The following is a 16,549-nucleotide window of genomic DNA, read 5'->3' as shown; positions in this document are numbered from 1 at the left end:
GAAAGTAGAAATCCTTGCAAAATCAATTTGTTAGCCGGCATTAGAGCCGGCAGCGTGGCGCAAGTCTATCAGGAAAAATGCGGAATGATGAATGCGGAATGATGAATGATGAATGCGGAATGCGGAATGGCTCTCCGGCACCCAGCACCGGCTGTGCACCAATTCCGCATTCCGCATTCCGAATTCCGCATTAATTCTCATCAATCTGGATGGTCCGGAAGGTCGGCTGACCGGCGCGGAAGAAGCGGATCGGCAGCAGTTCGCCCTCGGGCAGCTCCTTGACTACTTTCTCGTAGTCTTCCATGTTCTCCACCTCATCGAAACCCAACTGGGCCACAATGTCACCGCTGCGCAGTCCCGCCTTGGCGCCGGGTTTGCCCGGTACCACCTGCTTCACCAGGACGCCGGTGTCCACGCTCCAGCGCTCCTTGAGAGTGTCGGGAATCTCACTGACCACCAGGCCGAGGCGGCCACCCACGTCGGGCGAGGGGGCCGAGGAGGTCTGCTCGACCTCCTCGGCCCCTTCCAGCGCACCCACCTTGACCCGCACCTTCTTGCGCTCACCTTCGCGCATCAGTTCCACCGACACTTCTCTGCCGGGGGGAGTCTGTCCCACGATGTGGGGCAGGTCGCCGAACACAACGATCTTCTGGCCGTCGAAGCGGGTGATGATATCGCCCACGCGAATGCCTGCCTCCGCCGCCGGCGAACCGGTCTCCACCTGCGCCACCAGGGCGCCCCTGGGTTTGCCCAGCCCCATGGCCTTGGCCAGATTGCGGTCCACATCCTGGATACCCACGCCCAACCGGCCGCGGTCCACCCGGCCCTTCTCCCTGAGCTGCGCCACTACGTCACGGGCCAGGCTGGAGGGGATGGCGAACGACAGACCGATGGAGCCGCCGCTGCGGGTGTAGATCTGGGAGTTGATGCCCACCACCCGGCCGTCCATGTTGAACAGCGGGCCACCGGAGTTACCGGGGTTGATAGCCACATCGGTCTGGATGAAAGGCACGTAGTTCTCGCGACTCTCATTGGGGATGCTGCGGCCCATGGCACTGACGATACCGGCACTGGCGGAGTAGTCGAGGCCGAAGGGGGAGCCGATGGCAACCACCCACTCCCCCACTTTCAGGTCGTCTGAATCCCCCCAGCCGACCGTGGGCAGGTCTTCGGCGTCGATCTTCAGCAGCGCCAGGTCGGAACGCTGGTCGGTACCGATGACTTTGGCTTCGTACTCCCGGCGGTCGGTCAGGGTCACGACCACTTCGCCCGCACTGTCCACCACGTGATTGTTGGTCACCACATAGCCGTCCTTGGAGATAATGAAACCGGAGCCCATGCTCGCCACCGGGCGCTTCTCGCGACGGCGGGGTTCGAGCAGGTGCCGGAAGATATCCGGAATCTCCTGCTGGTACTGGGGCGGCAGGCCGCCGCCATTCACACGGCTGCGTTCTACGGTGTTGATCTTCACCACCGCCGGGGAGTTCTGCTCGATCAGACTGGTCAGTTCCGGTAGCTCCCGGGCACAGGCGGACGCCGATATCAAGAGGCAGAGAGTCAACAAAAACTGCGTACAGCGTGTAACCATAAGTTTGTTACCCCTATTTATCCCTTCTAATATGCAATAAGTGTGTTCAGGATACCGCCCTGCAAGGATTGCGCCCAGTTATATGGGCATTGGGGCGGCGTTCAACAAACAGTTAGTGGCGATTTCGCCGCAAAAGTTCTCCGCCCAGTGTAAAACAATGTTAAGGGAAGCCATGCCCCCACTGCGCCCCCGCACCGAACGCGGCCACTTCTGCCACCCCCGACAGCAGTACGGACACTCAGAACTGGGCGCGCCATTGCTCTACTTTCCCGCCCAGAGCGGCAATCCCCACGGCATGGTAATGGCCGGTACCCACGGAGACGAAGTGGCGGCAGTAGTGGCCCTGTCCTGCGCCCTGCGCGCCTTGCCGCCGGGACGCCTGCGCCACCACGTGATACTGGCGGTGAACCCGGACGGCTGCCAGCTGGGGCTCCGCGCCAACGCCCGCGGGGTGGACCTGAACCGCAACTTTGCCACCGGCAACTGGCAGGGTATAGAGAGTGTCTATCGCTGGAACAGCGTCGCGGAGGAGCGCGATGTGCGCCTGAGCACCGGCAGCGAGGCGGGTTCGGAAGCGGAGACCCAGGCCCTGTGCCAGTTGATCGAGCAGTTGCAGCCGGCCTGGATAGTGACTATCCACGAGCCACTGGCCTGCGTGGAGGACCCGGAGGGCAGCGCCCTGGGGCAGTGGCTGGCGACTCGCATGCAGCTGCCCCTGGTGGAGAATGTGGGCTACCCGACTCCCGGCTCCTTCGGTACCTGGTGCGCCGAACGCAAGCTGCCCTGCATTACCGTTGAATTCCCGCCGGTTTCCCCCGATGCGGCCAGCGAAGACTATCTCGACGTCCTCGTTCAACTGCTGAGTAGGAAGGAATAGATCAGATTCCGGGGAAGGGCGAGGCCGGTCACGCCGGAGCAGCTTCGGCGCGGCGGCCTCCCCGGAGGGGAAGCCGCCGCTAGGGCGCAAAAGGCTCCACCTGTATCATTCAACTGGCCAGCGGCAGCCCGCTGTCCGGCATCTCGTCGGGAGATTGCTGCTGTTCGGCAGCCCGGAAAGCGCTGGTACCTGCGAGCCGGCTTCCCATCTTACGCAACCACTCGAAAAGCAGCAGGCATAGCCCCACGGCGCCCAGGGAGGCCAGCAATCCCAGTGATCCCAGCTCCGCCCGCTCGGCGTGAAAGGTCCATACCAACTGGCCCACACAGAGCAGCGCCACGATCAGCAGGGTCAGCTTGCGGTCGATCAGTGACACAATGAACACTCCCAGCGGCGCCCCCAGTATCACCACCGGGGCGGCCGCCAGCCAGTTACCGTAGACCTCCGGGTGCCAGCCACCGCCAACACTTTTTACCACCACGCCGACAACGGAGTTGAAGGCCATGATCACCACCGAGGTGGGAATAGCGATCTTCAGGTCCACGCGGCATAACAGGACCAGCGCGGCGTAAATCACCATATCGATCCCCACCCCGGTCACCGACACCGCCGTGGCTCCCGCCACAGCCCCCAGGGCAAGGCCGATCCGGAAATCCCGCCGCGGCTGCAAACTACTGCTGCCGGAGTGGGTGGTGATCTCGCGAAGGCGGTACAGGTGCAAAATACCGAAACTGCCCCAGACCACCGCAAAGACCAGCTTGATCCACAGCTCCGGGACCAGCGGGGCGATCAACTGAATCCCCACGGGAGTGCCCAGCAGGGAGCCCAGCATGGCGCCTTTGAGCATATTGCCAGCCAATGGCTGGCGCCTGGCAAGCAGGAAAAAACTTGCGCTCACCATACCGATCGCCTGCACGGCAAAGCTGAAATCCCGCCCCAGGCTCGCCGGAGTGTCGAACAGCAGCACCAGCACCGGGAAGCCCACTGTGCCGCCTCCCATGGGCGTGGACCCCGCGGCGTAACTGCCCAGCGCCATAGCCAGCGCCATCGGCCAGTGCTCCTTTGTCATCTGCCAGTTGTCCAGACCGAAGACCAGGAATGCCCAGACTGTATAGAAGGCTACCAGCCAAGCCATCCATAGCAGGATTCCTTTTTTGGGGAACCGTCGTCGCCTTCCGGCGAAAGCTAAACTGGAGGAACCGCTTCCTGTATACAGCGGGGCGACATTCGCATTCGAAGTATCCATTCTCTTTGCTTCCTGTTTAAAACCTTGGTGAAGCTACCACTCGATAACTCTCCGGCACCAGGAACACGCCCGGAATAATTTTATCTGCTCTCTTTTCACCGGGTACAGCGGAAAACCTGAACCGGTAAACCAAGTGTGCACAAAGCAGGAATATCTGCATACGCCCCAGGTGCTCGCCGATACATCGCCTCGCTCCCAGCCCAAAGGGGAAGAACTTGTTCTGCAGGTCCTTGCGCAGCTTGCCTTCCTTGTCGAGAAACCTTTCCGGATGGAACCTTTCCGGTTGATCCCATACCGAAGGGTCTCGGGTAACGCTGTAATAATTCACGATTACTGGAGTACTTTTCTCTACAGCATAATTGCCGATCACGGCATCACCTGTGGTCGAATAGTAGACTGCCGCCATCGGACTGATCGAAGTATGCCGCAACAACTCATTTATAAACGCCTGCATATAGGGCAATCTGCTCCGGTCCGACATCCTCGGGGCACCATCAAGCACGCCGTCCAGCTCTTGCTGCAGGGCTTCCTGCACCTCAGGGTAACGAATCAGGTAGAGCAGCGCCCAGCGCAGTGCGAAAGTTGGAACTCCGGTTCCCGCCCCGGCAAACTGGGTAAGAGAGCCGTTGACAACGTCCTGCTCATGTACCTGGAATTTATCGCGTTCCTCAAGGGGAACCTGTCGCCCCCCCCGCAACAGGTAATCGCACATATCACGTGGATTGCACTCGTCAAACGATTTCTTATGGTCATCTACATTCCTGGCTATATACGCACTCAGCCCGGTTATCCCCTCCTTGAAGTTATCCAGAGAGTGCTTCCTGCTCAAATAAAAGAACAGCCTCCATGCCTTGGGCAACAGGCCCAGCCGCACGGCGTTCATAAATCCATTAGGAAGGAACGTCAGACCATCTTCATTGAAGGACCGCTCATCTTCCCGGGTGCAGCTCCGCCCAAAAATTATCCTCTGGATGAAACTGAGATTGGCAAGGGAAATACAGCGGTTCGGGTCGAAAGCACCTTCGTGCCTGGAAATGGTTTCAGACAGATGGTCGGCCTCCTGATTAAGCCATGATTCCATCTCTCCCCACCTACCTGCAAAATATTCCTGCATCGCCCCTACAAACAGGTCCCGGTGCCGTCTCCATGAATCTCCACTTTTCAGCTCGAGGAAATTCCGCTGTGGAGCTTCTCTGAGAATATCAAAGTCCGCGCGATCACTGAATTTTCCATCCTGGTTTATCAGTGCCTCCCAAACGAACTCCAGATTATTCAGCACTACTATTTTCTTCCCAGCTACAGTTAACTGGAAAACATCCCCGTATTTTTCAGACAGTTCGCTGAGCTTGACATGCATCCTTCCATTAACAAAGGGAAGTATGTTGTTAAGCGATATCCTGGCCGGTCCCGGCGGCTGCGAGTACATCCCACCCACGGACCTCCCACCAAAGGCGCCGTCAAAGGCGGCCTTTTCTCTCGGTTGGCGGTACATTTCCAATACTCCTGTGCAATTTTCAATTGATCGCCGAGAGCTTTTCCCCAAAGAGATCCTTGGGAGAAAACTGGACATTACGGAACCAATTTCTGGGAAACTTTTCCGTTATCCTCATCACCGGCTTGCCGCGGGAAAAAACCCGGTATGTCCGGAATAAAAGTGCTTCATCTTCACTAATGGAAAAGTACTTCGCCGTATTACCAGCAGGCTCCTCGCCCCACTCAACAAGACTCTTGTAAGTTTCCACCTGGAATAGATCCCACATTTTCCCAATGGGAGCCTTGGTTTTGAGCAGCATATCGGAGAATTTTTCGTCCAGTTTCCCCGGGGCGATGAGTGATTCCGCATAGAGATAGTTGATACCGGACAGATTGCCCTGCAGGGTTACCGTGCGTCTCCACAGGAGCTGTCCAGCGCACAATTCCAGCTCCGGAATATCGAAATCGGCAGCACCGACATCTTCGAAAAATTTCCGTGCACATAAGCTCTCTCTCGATATTTCCTCCAGGAGATTGGTCATGGTTCCATCGGAACTGAGCAGAATACGTTGAAACATACTGAGATCCAGACCATTTCCCGCACAACCTTTCCCCCGCCGGAAAGTACTATCAGACAACCTAATCATGGCAAACCCTCTGCGATAAATCTTTCACAAATATGGAAGGAGCAAGACGCATCTATATAATAGCCGGTTCCGTTCTACTACTCGACATAACCCTGATACGGAATCTGGGTATACGAGGCATCACCTTACAGAGAAATGCACTTGCCTCCAGGTAGGCGATGCGCCGCCATGAACTGATGTTCGGGAATTCCAGCAAAAACTTTCTGGATTCTTCCGGCATACTGTGAGGCCCGGACAAGCGGTACTGGGCAGCAAACTGTGGACCGTGCAGGAGCTTGACTCTAAGCCTGAGGTCCTCTTTGAGAGAGGGAATTCTGGGCATGCAGCCCACCAGCTCAGCGAGAGAATCCATATAGTGACAATAGTTGACCAATGAAGCGACCTTCGGAGTAATCCTATATTCCGAGCGCCAATGCTCAGCATCCTGTCCAATGATCTGCCTCTGTTCTGGTATAGGTGGCAGCTTAGTTTTGTCACTGTATAGTTGGGCCAGGTAGCGAGATTGCATTTCTGCGATTGCCGGGATTCCGCCTTGCTGAGGCCGGACAAAACCGACAAATGCCAGCGACTCTCCGACTTCCGGGATAAACATCTGCTTAAACAGATCTCGCATGTCCGAAATCTGCTTATCCAGGAAAGGAAACTCCAGCTTGTACCCAGAGCAAAATACAACTGCATCAATTTTCTCACGGGTACCGTCCTTGAAGATGACACCGCTTTCATCGAACCTCTGAATACCGCCGATATTGGGAGTCACCTTCCCATCGGCAATAGGCTTGAACAACCTTTCGTTTTTTGTTACAGCCTGATGAAAAGAAGGGCCGGACTTCATCAGCCACTGACCCCGAATCCTCAGGTCCGGATTCCGGCTGTTGACGTAACGCCTGAAAATTCCTTTAGTGATCCCAGCATGAAACCTGTGCGGAAGCCGATTCACAATCCTTGAAGTCAGCCAGGACGTATCGATAGTAAAATAGGTATCCTCCTGGAATGCCATGTATCGTGGCGCTACAGCATGATACCGCCGCAACGAAAGAATACATTTTTTTGCGACACTGGATATTTCTGAAGTGATATCCGCAGAGCTTTCCCCCATCCCCACACAGAGAACCCGCTTTCCTTCATAAAAGTTCTTATCACGATAGAATTTGGAATGTACAACATCGCCTTTGAAACTTTCCAGGCCTTCAATTTCCGGAATTTTTGGTCTCTGGAAATGCCCCGAGCACACCACTACAGAATCAAACTCCAGCCTTTCCATCTCTCCATTGCAGGATACTTCAACCTCCCAGGAATCCGCGCCTGGTGTTTGCCTGACTGAAGTCACCTCTGTGCTATATTTAATCTTTTCCTCAAGATTGAATTTCTCAACATAGGAATTCAGATATTCCCGGTACTCCGCTTTCGACCAGAATTTCAGTCGCTCATTACTCGGAACGTCATCTGAATAAGCCATAAAATAATTTGATATGGTAAGATGTAGATCATCATAGATCTCATTCCTTGAAAATACGCCACCGAGATTGTCCAGGCGCTCAAAACAAACAACATCATGACCCTCATCGGTCAATTGCTTGATAGCTGCAATACCCGATAACCCAGCGCCGATTACCGCCACGCACTTCTTCATGGTCCACTCCTAAAAACGAATAAAAATAGAACTTCCACCTGGGTAACACTAGAAATCAACCAATCTCAATTCCCGAGAATTTAATCAACTAATTAATCAACTAATTAATCAATGGATACTAATTCAGTATTCAGGTATCCGGATTGTAAAATTACGACAATATGAAAAATATTCATTGATGCAATCTTCTATACAACCTCTGCCAGGGACTTTGACGAAAACCTGGAATCAAGAACCACGGAAACATCCGCGCTCAAATTGTGGATAGCTGCACACGTATCTTCCCATCCGATACAGGCATCTGTAAGGGAAACACCGTATTTAAGCCCTCCCCCTCCCTGTGTCACATCCGGAGACTGGCGCCCTTCATTCAAATGACTCTCCAGCATAACTCCAACCAGTGAGTCCGACCCCTCCCGAACTTGTAGCCCAGCCTCTTCGACTACCTGCAACTGTCGCTTATGATCCCCTCTGGCATTTCCATGACTGCAATCCACCACAATACTGCGATTTACTCCCATGCCCGCCAGAACTCTCTCTGCCTCATAGACACAATCCCCACTGTAATTTGGCTGCTTTCCGCCACGCAGTATCAGATGGGTATCGGCATTTCCGGCACTCCCGGTGACCGCGATATAGCCGTCTTCGTCTATTTTCAGGAACCGATGAGGATTCGCGGCCGACTTCATGGCATTGGCGGCTATCTGTATATTGCCGTCTGTGCCATTCTTGAATCCCACCGGTATGGGAAGACCGCTGGCCATTTCCCGGTGAACCTGGGACTCTGTAGTGCGCGCACCGATGGCAACCCAACTGACCAAGTCTTGCAGATACTGAGGAATGACAGGGTCCAGTGCCTCGGTTGCACAGGGAAGTTCCAGGTCAGCCATAAACAGCAGCAATTCCCTGGCTCTGCACAGCCCCTTTTCGATCTCATAAGAGTTGTTGAGGTCCGGGTCATTGATATAACCTTTCCAGCCCAATGAAGTGCGCGGCTTCTCGAAATAGGTCCGCATCAGTATAAACAGGCTATCCTTGTACTTCTCGTGCAGCTCTTTAAGGCGACAGGCATATTCCTGCGCGGCCTTGGGATCGTGAATCGAGCAGGGACCGGCTATGACCAGAAATCTAGGATCCTTTTTCTGGATAATGCGACTGACGGTTTCTCTCGACCTGACAATCATTCGTTCCGCTTCCCTTCCGGGTGGGTACATGGTCCTGAGCTGTAGTGGGCTTATTATTTTCCCGCTTCCCGGCACACTGATGTTGTCCAGAATTTTTTGTGGAACTGACATATCTGAGCCTCGTGGATATTGGTGGAATTTCGATTATTACGACATGGGACTAGCTGCAAAACTTTAGTTCAGACTAGAACAGAAAAAAGCTTTGGAAATAGTAAAATTGCGACACAAATTTTCACAAATAAAGGAAATTAAATTATTTCCAAATGTAGCCGCCAAACATTCATATATGAGTCATAATTGTGCATACAAAGTGAATTTTTCATTAAATCGCCCAAAACCCGGGCATATTCTTTCGACCATTAAAAATAATTCGACAAATGCACTTTATATGCACAAAATAATTCAAATTCGCAGATAGATGCACGTTATTGATGCAGTTTTCCAGGCACGCAATTAATAACCATTAAACTCAAATGGAAACAAACCAGGTTCATCTATTTATAGACAGGAGAGAGAGGGGGGAGGCAGAGAAACAAAAAGGCCGCCAAATTTCAGACGGCCGACAGAATAAAAAGGAAGACCTGATGTCCTGGCATCAGGCTATATACTCGCACCTTTCAGAGAATAACCGTTTCCGGTATTCATTGGGAGTAATGCGATAGATATCCTTGAACTCCCGGTTGAAGTGGGCTTGGTCATAGTAGCCACAGCGATAGGTTATATCGAGGCAACTCAGGGAGCTGCAGCTGTTCAGCATTCTTCTGGCAAAGTCCGCGCGCAGCAGTTTCATCAACCTCTTCGGGCTCATACCCACTTGCTTCTTGAACAATCGCTGGAGTTTTCTTACATCAATACCAACCTCCTCAGCCAGATCCTGTAAGCGGGCATCGTAATGACTGGATGAGATATGTTTGAGAATAGCAAGGACAAGAGACATATTACCATCCGGATCAGACAGGTTGTATGTAAGCCATGTTTCAACAGAGGTTATCTTCTGCTCATCCGAAGCACACAATTCAAGAAACCTGAAGAAGTTCCTTGGAAGGATACAGCTAATTGAATAAAGATTGTTAAATGTATTATGCAATCTCCCCAGGTCAGCTTTAAAAAACAAGCAAAACATACCCGGATTGAAGCGTATTCTTATGAGATTCACATCTCCACTTAGACGAAGAGTTACATTCTTCGAGTTTGCGCCATCAAAATAGACACCCTTTCCAAATATCTTGCCGTCCAGTGTTATGGAGCCTCCAAGGTTTATAATAACTCCAACTCCTCCATCCGGATAGAGATCTATAACTCTGGCCCGCTCAAATTTTCCAGATATTACTTGATAGCAGTTTATATATGAGGAAAGAATTCTTCCCGGCAAGTGTTTTCTATGTTGTTTACAATCCTGAATATAGCCTACGTCCATTTCACTCTCCATAATAACAACTAGAAATTTCCTAAATATTAAAACACCCCTCAGCCGTTTTTTTATATTCTTACGGTATCAGAGACTAGCCATTCCCCTCTGCCTCGCTGGCTTCATAGCGAGGTGTTTTTTGCGTATTATGAATAATCACTCGATCTTGATAGTTAAAGAATCAATACCTGTTCATATACCCCCCTATTCAACACTGGTAAGATACTTTTGTCACATGGAATTTTTCGTCGCGAAAAATTCAACATGAGAAAGGATTATTTCCTCGATCATTTCTATCACTTCCTGACTGTAACCATCCTCCGCCCCCAACCGACGCACAATGGAGCTCCGCCCGACAAGAAAAAACACCACCTGTCCGATCAATATGTGGGCTTCCAGGGTAGCCCGAATGTGATCCTGCTCCAGCCCGGCAAGGACAGCTATGAGACGGCTCAGGATTCTGTACACAATGTCGAACACTTCGTTATAGAGGATATCGAATGCCTCTGTGGGATTAGCCTGCTCCCGCATCACCAACAATAGCCAACAGCTCGCTTCATCATCCACAACAAAGGTTTGAACCATATTGCGTACCATACCCTTCAGGATGATGTGGGCGTCCTCGGCTGTGAGGCCGGCCATATGCTTTTCTTCCTGGGATATCATGTCCAGCCTGAACCGCTCTCGCATGCGCTCGGCGATATGACTTACAATTGCCAGATAGAAGCTCCGCTTGTTTCCAAAATAGTAGGCCAAGGACCCAATGTTCGATTCCGCCTCCCTGGCGATCATCCGTGTGGTGGTTCCCTTGAACCCATACTCTCCAAACAATCGCATTCCGGCGGACATCAATTTTCCTGCCGTTTCGTCCGCCAAGTATTCTCTTTTATTCATTCAATCACTCACCCGTTCTATTTGACGTGGCTGTCGAGAAGTGCTGAGTCGTTCATCCCGAGGGCTTCCCCGATAAAGTAGCTGTAGAGCACCGGAACCACACCCAAGCTCATCACCGTTCCTACCATCAGTCCAAAAGCCATGCCACTAGCCATGCCGTAGAATAGAGGATCCCGGCCAATGATCAGGGGTAGAAACCCGAGAATAGTGGTCACCGTGGACATCACTATCGGGCGTAAGCGACGGACCGACGCTCGCACTATTGCTTCGGACATGGTAAGCGAAGGATCCTTGCGATCGATATCGATTCTGTCGATCAGTACTATGGCGTTGTTGATGATGATTCCGGCAAGGCTGTAAATCCCCAACAGTACCATAAAACCGAAGTTAGCCCGCATGCACAGTAACCCCAAAGCCACTCCTACGATCACCAGGGGAATAGTGGCCACGATCAGCATGGGGCGTTTGAAGGAGTTGAATTGCCCTACCAGGAGAATAAAGATCAGGCCAAGGCAGAGTGGCAGGTTTGCCTGCAGCGCGGCCTTCCCCTCCGCTGACTCGACTACCACGCCGTCGAACTCAATCCAGTGGCCCGGAGGCAGGGATTCCTGCAGGTCTGCCAGCTTTCCTTCTATCCTGGGCAGCATGTCTTCGGCGGTCATATACCGGTTGCGCCCCTGAACAGTGATACTGCGCACCAGGTTCTCCCTGTCCACCCGGTAATAACCGCTACCCAGTTTCACCCTGGCCACCTGATTGAGGGGAACCCCCTCCCCGGAGCCGCCCGATGGATAAACCGTGAGCGACTCCAACCGCCGCAGGCTTGTGCGTTCCTCTCCCGCGTAGCGCAGTATAATGGGGATAATACGGTCCCCTTCGCGGTACTCGCTCAACTGATAGCCGTTGATGACACCTTTCAGCGAGCGGGCTATATCCCCGGAGGTAATACCCACAATGCGAGCCTGCGCCTGATCCACTTCGATCATCAGCGAGGGGATTCGCGCTTCCCAGCTCTGTTTTACGTCCAGTGCTCCTGGCACGCTGCGAAAGATGGCCTCGATTTGCCGGGCAGTGGAGAAGATCACTTCGCGATCCGGCCCTTTCACCTGCACTTCCAGCACGGTGCTGTCGGAAGGACCGAGAAACATCCTGGTGACCTGCGCTGATACCTCGGGAAACTCCTGGGCAAGAATGGCACTCACTCCCTGAATCACCCACTCCATGCGCTTGCGATCGCGGATGTTGAGCACCATGAACCCTTTGTTGGGCGCCGGGTCCATCGGTGTCAGCGAAAGCACAAACCGCGGCCCACCAAATCCCGCGTAGGCGGCGATACTGACGATCTCCGGTGCCAAATCGGCATCGTCGCGCAGCCGGGCGCTGATCGCCTGGACTTTCCTATCCGCCTCCGTAGCCGCTATAGAGGAAGGCAAATCGATATACATCAATACCTGACTGCGGTCCGAATCCGGAAAGAATTTCTTCGGAACCATCTTCATCAGGCCGACACTGGCTATCAGCATAACCCCCATAAAAATCAGGAAGACCACGCGCCGCTGCATTACCCAGCGAAGTATCCGTTCGTAGCGGCCCGCCATCGACCGGAACAGGCGATCGGACAGACTGTTTCCGACGGCGGAAGCCTTCAGAAAACGGTGGCAGAGCGCTGGGGTAACCGACAGGGACAAAAGCCAGGAAGCCAGCAGGGTAATGGCGATAACAACGGATATGGATCGGGTGTACTCTCCGGCCACATGCTCCGCCAGCATCAGCGGGAGGAATACCAGAATGGTGGTGAGTGTCGAGGTAAGCAGGGGAACAGCTAACTCGCCGCCTGTCTGCCGCAGGGCCTCATCGCGGGAAGCGCCTGCTTCCAGCCGTGTTTTGAAGTCCTCGGCAATCACGATGGCATTGTCGACGAGCAGTCCCAAGGCAATGATCAGGGTCGCAAGGCTCATTCTCTCCAAAGTCAGGCCAGCAAATCCCATTACCGCCAGGGTCACCAGCATCACGATGGGGATAATTGAACCGACGATAAGTCCGGTGCGCACCCCGAGAAACAGAATCACGACGGCCAATACAATAACGAGCGTCTGAATCACATTGGCACTGACCCCGTAGACGGCGTTTGCCACCTGCTCCGCCTGGAAGGTCATGATATCCAGTTGGTAGCCCGCCGGCAGTGTGGTTCGGATTTCTTCCAAGGCCTCCGCAACCGCATTCCCGTAGTCCAGGACGCTGTAGCCGTCCTGCATTGAGATCGCGAACACGATCGCCCGCCGCCCGTTGAAGTAAGCCGTCTGCTCTACGGGCTCCTGGTACCCCCGCTCTATTTGCCCCAAATCGCTCAGGCGGACTGTACCGCGGCCGGCGGGAAGCTGGATCTCAGCCAGTTTCAGCATTTCCAGGCTCCGGTACTCTCCGGATACCTGCAGGGCGAAACGCTGTTCTCCCGCCTCGATGACACCCGCCGGCGGCAATATATTGCGCTGTTGCAACTGGGAGGCCAGCCGGGTCGGGGAAAGACCCAACTCGGCCATCCGGGCCTCCGGCAGGTTGATGAAAATACGCTGGGGCTGAACGCCCAGCAACTGCACGCGTCGGGTACCCTCTACGGCATAAAGACGCGCGCGAATGTGCTCCGCCATTTGCAACTGCTCGGCCTGGGAGAAATCTTTGGCAGTGAGGGCGGCGGTCACCACGGCCACATCCCCGAAATCGTCGTTCAACAGCGGAGTTCCGGCCCCCTCCGGCAGTTCCGCCCTGGCGGCGTCGATCTGCTCGCGCACCTCGTCCCAGATCTGGTCGAGATTGAAGTAGCGGTCCTGGATCTCCACATGGATCAGCGAACGCCCCCGGATGGAGGTGGAACGAATGTTTTCCACCTCGCCCAGGGCACGTACATGCTCTTCCAGCGGCTTGGTGATTTTCTCCTCCACCTCCTCCGCGGGCAGGCCGGGAAAACTTGTGCTGATCACCGCTTCACGGATGGTGATTTTCGGATCCTCCCGCGCCGGGAGGGAGAAATAGCTGAAAGCGCCGTAGACGACTGCCACCGCAGTGGCGAGGAAAACCACGGGGCGGTAACGGTAGGCCAGTTGGGACAGATTCATCGCCGCCCTCTCAATTAAACCGCTCGGGGCCCTGCCCCAGCACCGCCACCAGATCCCCGGCGGAGACAAACTCCACTCCCCGGGCAACCACGCGATCGCCGACGGAAAGCTCTCCTGTGACCGTCGCCCGCTGTTCCCCCAATGAAACAATCCGCACTTCTACGCGCTCCAACTGTCTCTCCCTGGATACCCGCAACACATGGGCACTCTCGCCGGCGCCGTAAACCAGCGCCGTCAGTGGAACTGCCAACTGGCCGGCTTTGACGGCGCTCGCTGCGGATCGGTCGGCAAACGCGAGGCGGACCTCCGCGGTCATGCCGGACCGGATTCCCCCGACCGGCTGTTCCACCACCAGCACCACCGGGTAATTGTTGGAGGACTCCGGCTGGGTGCCGATATGTCGTACGCGGGCGGGAATGTCGGCGATTCCCACCGCCGGGAGAGCGACGGATTGAGGCACTTGCGCATCCAGCTCGCCGATCAGGTTCTCCGGTACGCTGGTCTTTATCTCGAATCCCTGGCGATCGGAGATCACCTCGAGGATGACCTGGTTGGAAGTAACCCGCTCGGAGGGCTCCACATACCGCCGGCTGACCGAGCCGGCAAACGGGGACTTCAATTTGGTCAACCGAAGGTCGCGCTCCGCCAGTCTGCGGGACACCCTGGCCGATTCGTAGCGGGAGCCGGCCGTGTCCATCGCGGCCTTGGCACTGTCGAGTCTCGCCTGGCTCACCACTCCCCGATCGATCAGCTGGCGCTGGCGCTCATAGTCCAGCTTGCGTTCGCGGAAGGTGGCGAGAGCCTCGGCCTCATTGGAAACCGTCAGCGCGTGGGCCAGCTGATAGCGGGTATCGTCCAGTTGTGCCAGTACCTGCCCGACCTCTACCGGATCCCCCACATCCACCGCCAGCTGCTCGATCTCGCCATTCACCTCAAAGCTCAGAGCCGATTGCTCGGCCGCCTGCACGCGTCCGGACAGGGTCACTACCCGCCCCGCGCTGACATTCTGTACCAGCGCCGTGTCCACCACGCGCAGTGGCGGCGCGGCACCCGTTTCCTCGGCGGAGCGGGAACAGGCCGTCAACAGGAATATGGCGCTCGCCAGTGCAAACACCCTCCACCTCACCAATGAGTAGTGGCTGTAACGCGATCTGCAGTCACTCATTGTTCAATCTCTTAATCAAATGATTGAGCAAACATATAATCATTTGATTAAACCCGCAATCAAACCCATCTTACCAAGGTGTGTTGGCGCGCCATCTTTTGAAAAGTGGGAAGTTTTTCAGGAGGACTGATTGATTCACCAGGCTCATCGCGAGCGGGACATCTGCGCCTCAACGAATACGATGGGAAGTCAAACCCAGTAAACCCGGCCACCGGCAAAGCGCAATGGCGGTTGTACATCCTTTGCCAGCCAGGTGGGGCCGTCCAGATCGAGGAAGCGCACTTTCTCCCCCAGCGGCCAGGCCGCGCGGATGGCCCGCGAGGTGCACAGCATGCACCCGAGCATCAGTTGGAAGCCCTGGTGCCGGGCCTCTTCCGCCAGGGCCAGCGCCTCGGTGATACCGCCGGTCTTGTCCAATTTGATGTTGACCATCTCGTAGCGGCCGCGCAGGCGCGGCAGATCGGCCCGGGTGTGGCAGCTCTCGTCGGCACAGATCGGCAGGGGGTGGGGGAAACTGGCGAGAAAGGCGTCGGCGTCCGCGGGCAGGGGCTGTTCCAGCATGGTCACCCCAAATCCCGTCAACTGCCGGCAACGCTCCTCCAGGGTTTCCGCCCGCCAGGCCTCGTTGGCGTCGATCACCAGTTGCGCGCGCGGCGCAGCGCCGCGCACCGCCGCGACCCGCTCCAGGACTTGGCGGTCGTCCAGTTTCAGTTTCAGGACGCCAGCGCCCTGCCCCACGGCGGTCCCCGCCGCCTCGGCCATGGCCGCGGGGGTGTCGATCACCAGGGTCTGCACCGTGGGCAGGGAGTCGGGTCCGGAATGTACGACGCCATTGCGCTTCGACTCCCAATCTGTCAACGCACAGTCCAGTGCATTGCGTGCAGCTCCGGCAGGCATACGGGATTGCAATTGGTGGCGGTCCAGCCCGCGGGCCACCTCCGGCAGCACTTTTTCTACTTCGGCAATCACCGAGTCGGCGCTCTCGCCATAGCGCGCGTAAGGGGTGCACTCGCCGATGCCGGTCACCCCTTCCGAGGCCACTTCCACCACGACCACCCGGGCCTCGGTGCGCGCGTCCCGGGAAATCACGAATGCGGTGCGCAGGGGCCAGCTTTCTGCGTAGCAACGAGCGTGCATAACTCTGTCTCAAAGTCCCTTGGAAAAGGGCCCGTTAACACTAAGTTCGATACTCAAGTTTCGGAGTTCAAGACACCCGCTGGTGGCACAAGCTGGAGCGGGGTGCGCCTTTCTGGGACTGTCTGCGAGAGGGACCTCGCGGACAAGCCTACAGGGACGTATTGAGGGGGGGCGCCTAGCCCGTGTC

The 16,549-nt window shown here is 55.4% G+C and carries 12 protein-coding genes; 1 reads left to right on the top strand and 11 read right to left on the bottom strand.

Going from position 1 to position 16,549, the window contains the following annotated elements; translation table 11 throughout:
- Nucleotides 1-190: 190 nt before the first annotated feature.
- Nucleotides 191-1,588 (bottom strand): DegQ family serine endoprotease, encoded by a 1,398-nt coding sequence (locus ACRC0P_RS12465; RefSeq protein ID WP_438631364.1) that lies wholly within the window; start codon nucleotides 1,586-1,588, stop codon nucleotides 191-193.
- A gap of 172 nt (nucleotides 1,589-1,760) precedes the next feature.
- Between ACRC0P_RS12465 and mpaA the strand changes: the two genes are divergently transcribed.
- Nucleotides 1,761-2,465 carry a murein tripeptide amidase MpaA gene (mpaA, locus tag ACRC0P_RS12460; RefSeq protein ID WP_438631362.1) on the top strand — a complete coding sequence of 235 codons (705 nt, stop codon included), beginning with the start codon at nucleotides 1,761-1,763 and terminating at the stop codon, nucleotides 2,463-2,465.
- A gap of 109 nt (nucleotides 2,466-2,574) precedes the next feature.
- On the opposite strand, the gene ACRC0P_RS12455 is transcribed toward mpaA, so the two are convergent.
- The 10 genes from ACRC0P_RS12455 to ycjG form a co-directional block, all read right to left on the bottom strand.
- On the bottom strand, nucleotides 2,575-3,600 hold the full coding sequence (locus tag ACRC0P_RS12455; RefSeq protein WP_438631360.1) for a sulfite exporter TauE/SafE family protein: 1,026 nt from the start codon (nucleotides 3,598-3,600) through the stop codon (nucleotides 2,575-2,577).
- Between the two features lie 127 nt (nucleotides 3,601-3,727).
- On the bottom strand, nucleotides 3,728-5,203 hold the full coding sequence (locus ACRC0P_RS12450; RefSeq protein ID WP_438631358.1) for a cytochrome P450: 1,476 nt from the start codon (nucleotides 5,201-5,203) through the stop codon (nucleotides 3,728-3,730).
- A 22-nt stretch (nucleotides 5,204-5,225) separates the two neighbouring features.
- On the bottom strand, nucleotides 5,226-5,762 hold the full coding sequence (locus ACRC0P_RS12445) for a chorismate--pyruvate lyase family protein (protein ID WP_438631356.1): 537 nt from the start codon (nucleotides 5,760-5,762) through the stop codon (nucleotides 5,226-5,228).
- 121 nt (nucleotides 5,763-5,883) lie between these two features.
- On the bottom strand, nucleotides 5,884-7,461 hold the full coding sequence (locus tag ACRC0P_RS12440) for a flavin-containing monooxygenase (RefSeq protein ID WP_438631354.1): 1,578 nt from the start codon (nucleotides 7,459-7,461) through the stop codon (nucleotides 5,884-5,886).
- 188 nt (nucleotides 7,462-7,649) lie between these two features.
- Nucleotides 7,650-8,756: a 3-deoxy-7-phosphoheptulonate synthase gene (locus ACRC0P_RS12435; RefSeq protein WP_438631352.1), complete on the bottom strand. Its 1,107-nt coding sequence runs from the start codon at nucleotides 8,754-8,756 to the stop codon at nucleotides 7,650-7,652.
- Nucleotides 8,757-9,240: 484 nt separating this feature from the next.
- Nucleotides 9,241-10,062, bottom strand: a complete 822-nt coding sequence (locus tag ACRC0P_RS12430; RefSeq protein ID WP_438631350.1) for a helix-turn-helix domain-containing protein — start codon at nucleotides 10,060-10,062, stop codon at nucleotides 9,241-9,243.
- A 222-nt stretch (nucleotides 10,063-10,284) separates the two neighbouring features.
- Nucleotides 10,285-10,947 (bottom strand): CerR family C-terminal domain-containing protein, encoded by a 663-nt coding sequence (locus tag ACRC0P_RS12425; protein ID WP_438631348.1) that lies wholly within the window; start codon nucleotides 10,945-10,947, stop codon nucleotides 10,285-10,287.
- A gap of 17 nt (nucleotides 10,948-10,964) precedes the next feature.
- Complete coding sequence (locus tag ACRC0P_RS12420) at nucleotides 10,965-14,060, bottom strand: efflux RND transporter permease subunit (protein ID WP_438631346.1); 3,096 nt, start codon at nucleotides 14,058-14,060, stop codon at nucleotides 10,965-10,967.
- A 10-nt stretch (nucleotides 14,061-14,070) separates the two neighbouring features.
- Entirely contained in the window at nucleotides 14,071-15,225 is a 1,155-nt protein-coding gene (locus tag ACRC0P_RS12415; RefSeq protein WP_438631344.1) for an efflux RND transporter periplasmic adaptor subunit, read from the bottom strand.
- A 189-nt stretch (nucleotides 15,226-15,414) separates the two neighbouring features.
- Nucleotides 15,415-16,362, bottom strand: a complete 948-nt coding sequence (ycjG, locus tag ACRC0P_RS12410) for an L-Ala-D/L-Glu epimerase (protein WP_438631342.1) — start codon at nucleotides 16,360-16,362, stop codon at nucleotides 15,415-15,417.
- Between the last annotated feature and the right edge of the window lie 187 nt (nucleotides 16,363-16,549).

The sequence above is a fragment of the Microbulbifer sp. genome, assembly GCF_051659245.1.
Classification (GTDB): Bacteria; Pseudomonadota; Gammaproteobacteria; order Pseudomonadales; family Cellvibrionaceae; genus Microbulbifer.
Note: the sequence above shows the minus strand (reverse complement) of the source record. Positions and strands in the feature narration are given on the sequence as shown.

Coding starts and splice junctions, on each gene's coding strand:
- ACRC0P_RS12465 (WP_438631364.1), bottom strand. CDS start 1,588: ATGGTTACACGCTGTACGCAGTTTTTGTTGACTCTCTGCCTCTTGATA.
- ACRC0P_RS12450 (WP_438631358.1), bottom strand. CDS start 5,203: ATGTACCGCCAACCGAGAGAAAAGGCCGCCTTTGACGGCGCCTTTGGT.
- ACRC0P_RS12455 (WP_438631360.1), bottom strand. CDS start 3,600: ATGGCTTGGCTGGTAGCCTTCTATACAGTCTGGGCATTCCTGGTCTTC.
- ACRC0P_RS12445 (WP_438631356.1), bottom strand. CDS start 5,762: ATGTTTCAACGTATTCTGCTCAGTTCCGATGGAACCATGACCAATCTC.
- ACRC0P_RS12430 (WP_438631350.1), bottom strand. CDS start 10,062: ATGGACGTAGGCTATATTCAGGATTGTAAACAACATAGAAAACACTTG.
- ACRC0P_RS12425 (WP_438631348.1), bottom strand. CDS start 10,947: ATGAATAAAAGAGAATACTTGGCGGACGAAACGGCAGGAAAATTGATG.
- ycjG (WP_438631342.1), bottom strand. CDS start 16,362: ATGCACGCTCGTTGCTACGCAGAAAGCTGGCCCCTGCGCACCGCATTC.
- ACRC0P_RS12440 (WP_438631354.1), bottom strand. CDS start 7,461: ATGAAGAAGTGCGTGGCGGTAATCGGCGCTGGGTTATCGGGTATTGCA.
- ACRC0P_RS12435 (WP_438631352.1), bottom strand. CDS start 8,756: ATGTCAGTTCCACAAAAAATTCTGGACAACATCAGTGTGCCGGGAAGC.
- ACRC0P_RS12420 (WP_438631346.1), bottom strand. CDS start 14,060: ATGAATCTGTCCCAACTGGCCTACCGTTACCGCCCCGTGGTTTTCCTC.
- mpaA (WP_438631362.1), top strand. CDS start 1,761: ATGCCCCCACTGCGCCCCCGCACCGAACGCGGCCACTTCTGCCACCCC.
- ACRC0P_RS12415 (WP_438631344.1), bottom strand. CDS start 15,225: ATGAGTGACTGCAGATCGCGTTACAGCCACTACTCATTGGTGAGGTGG.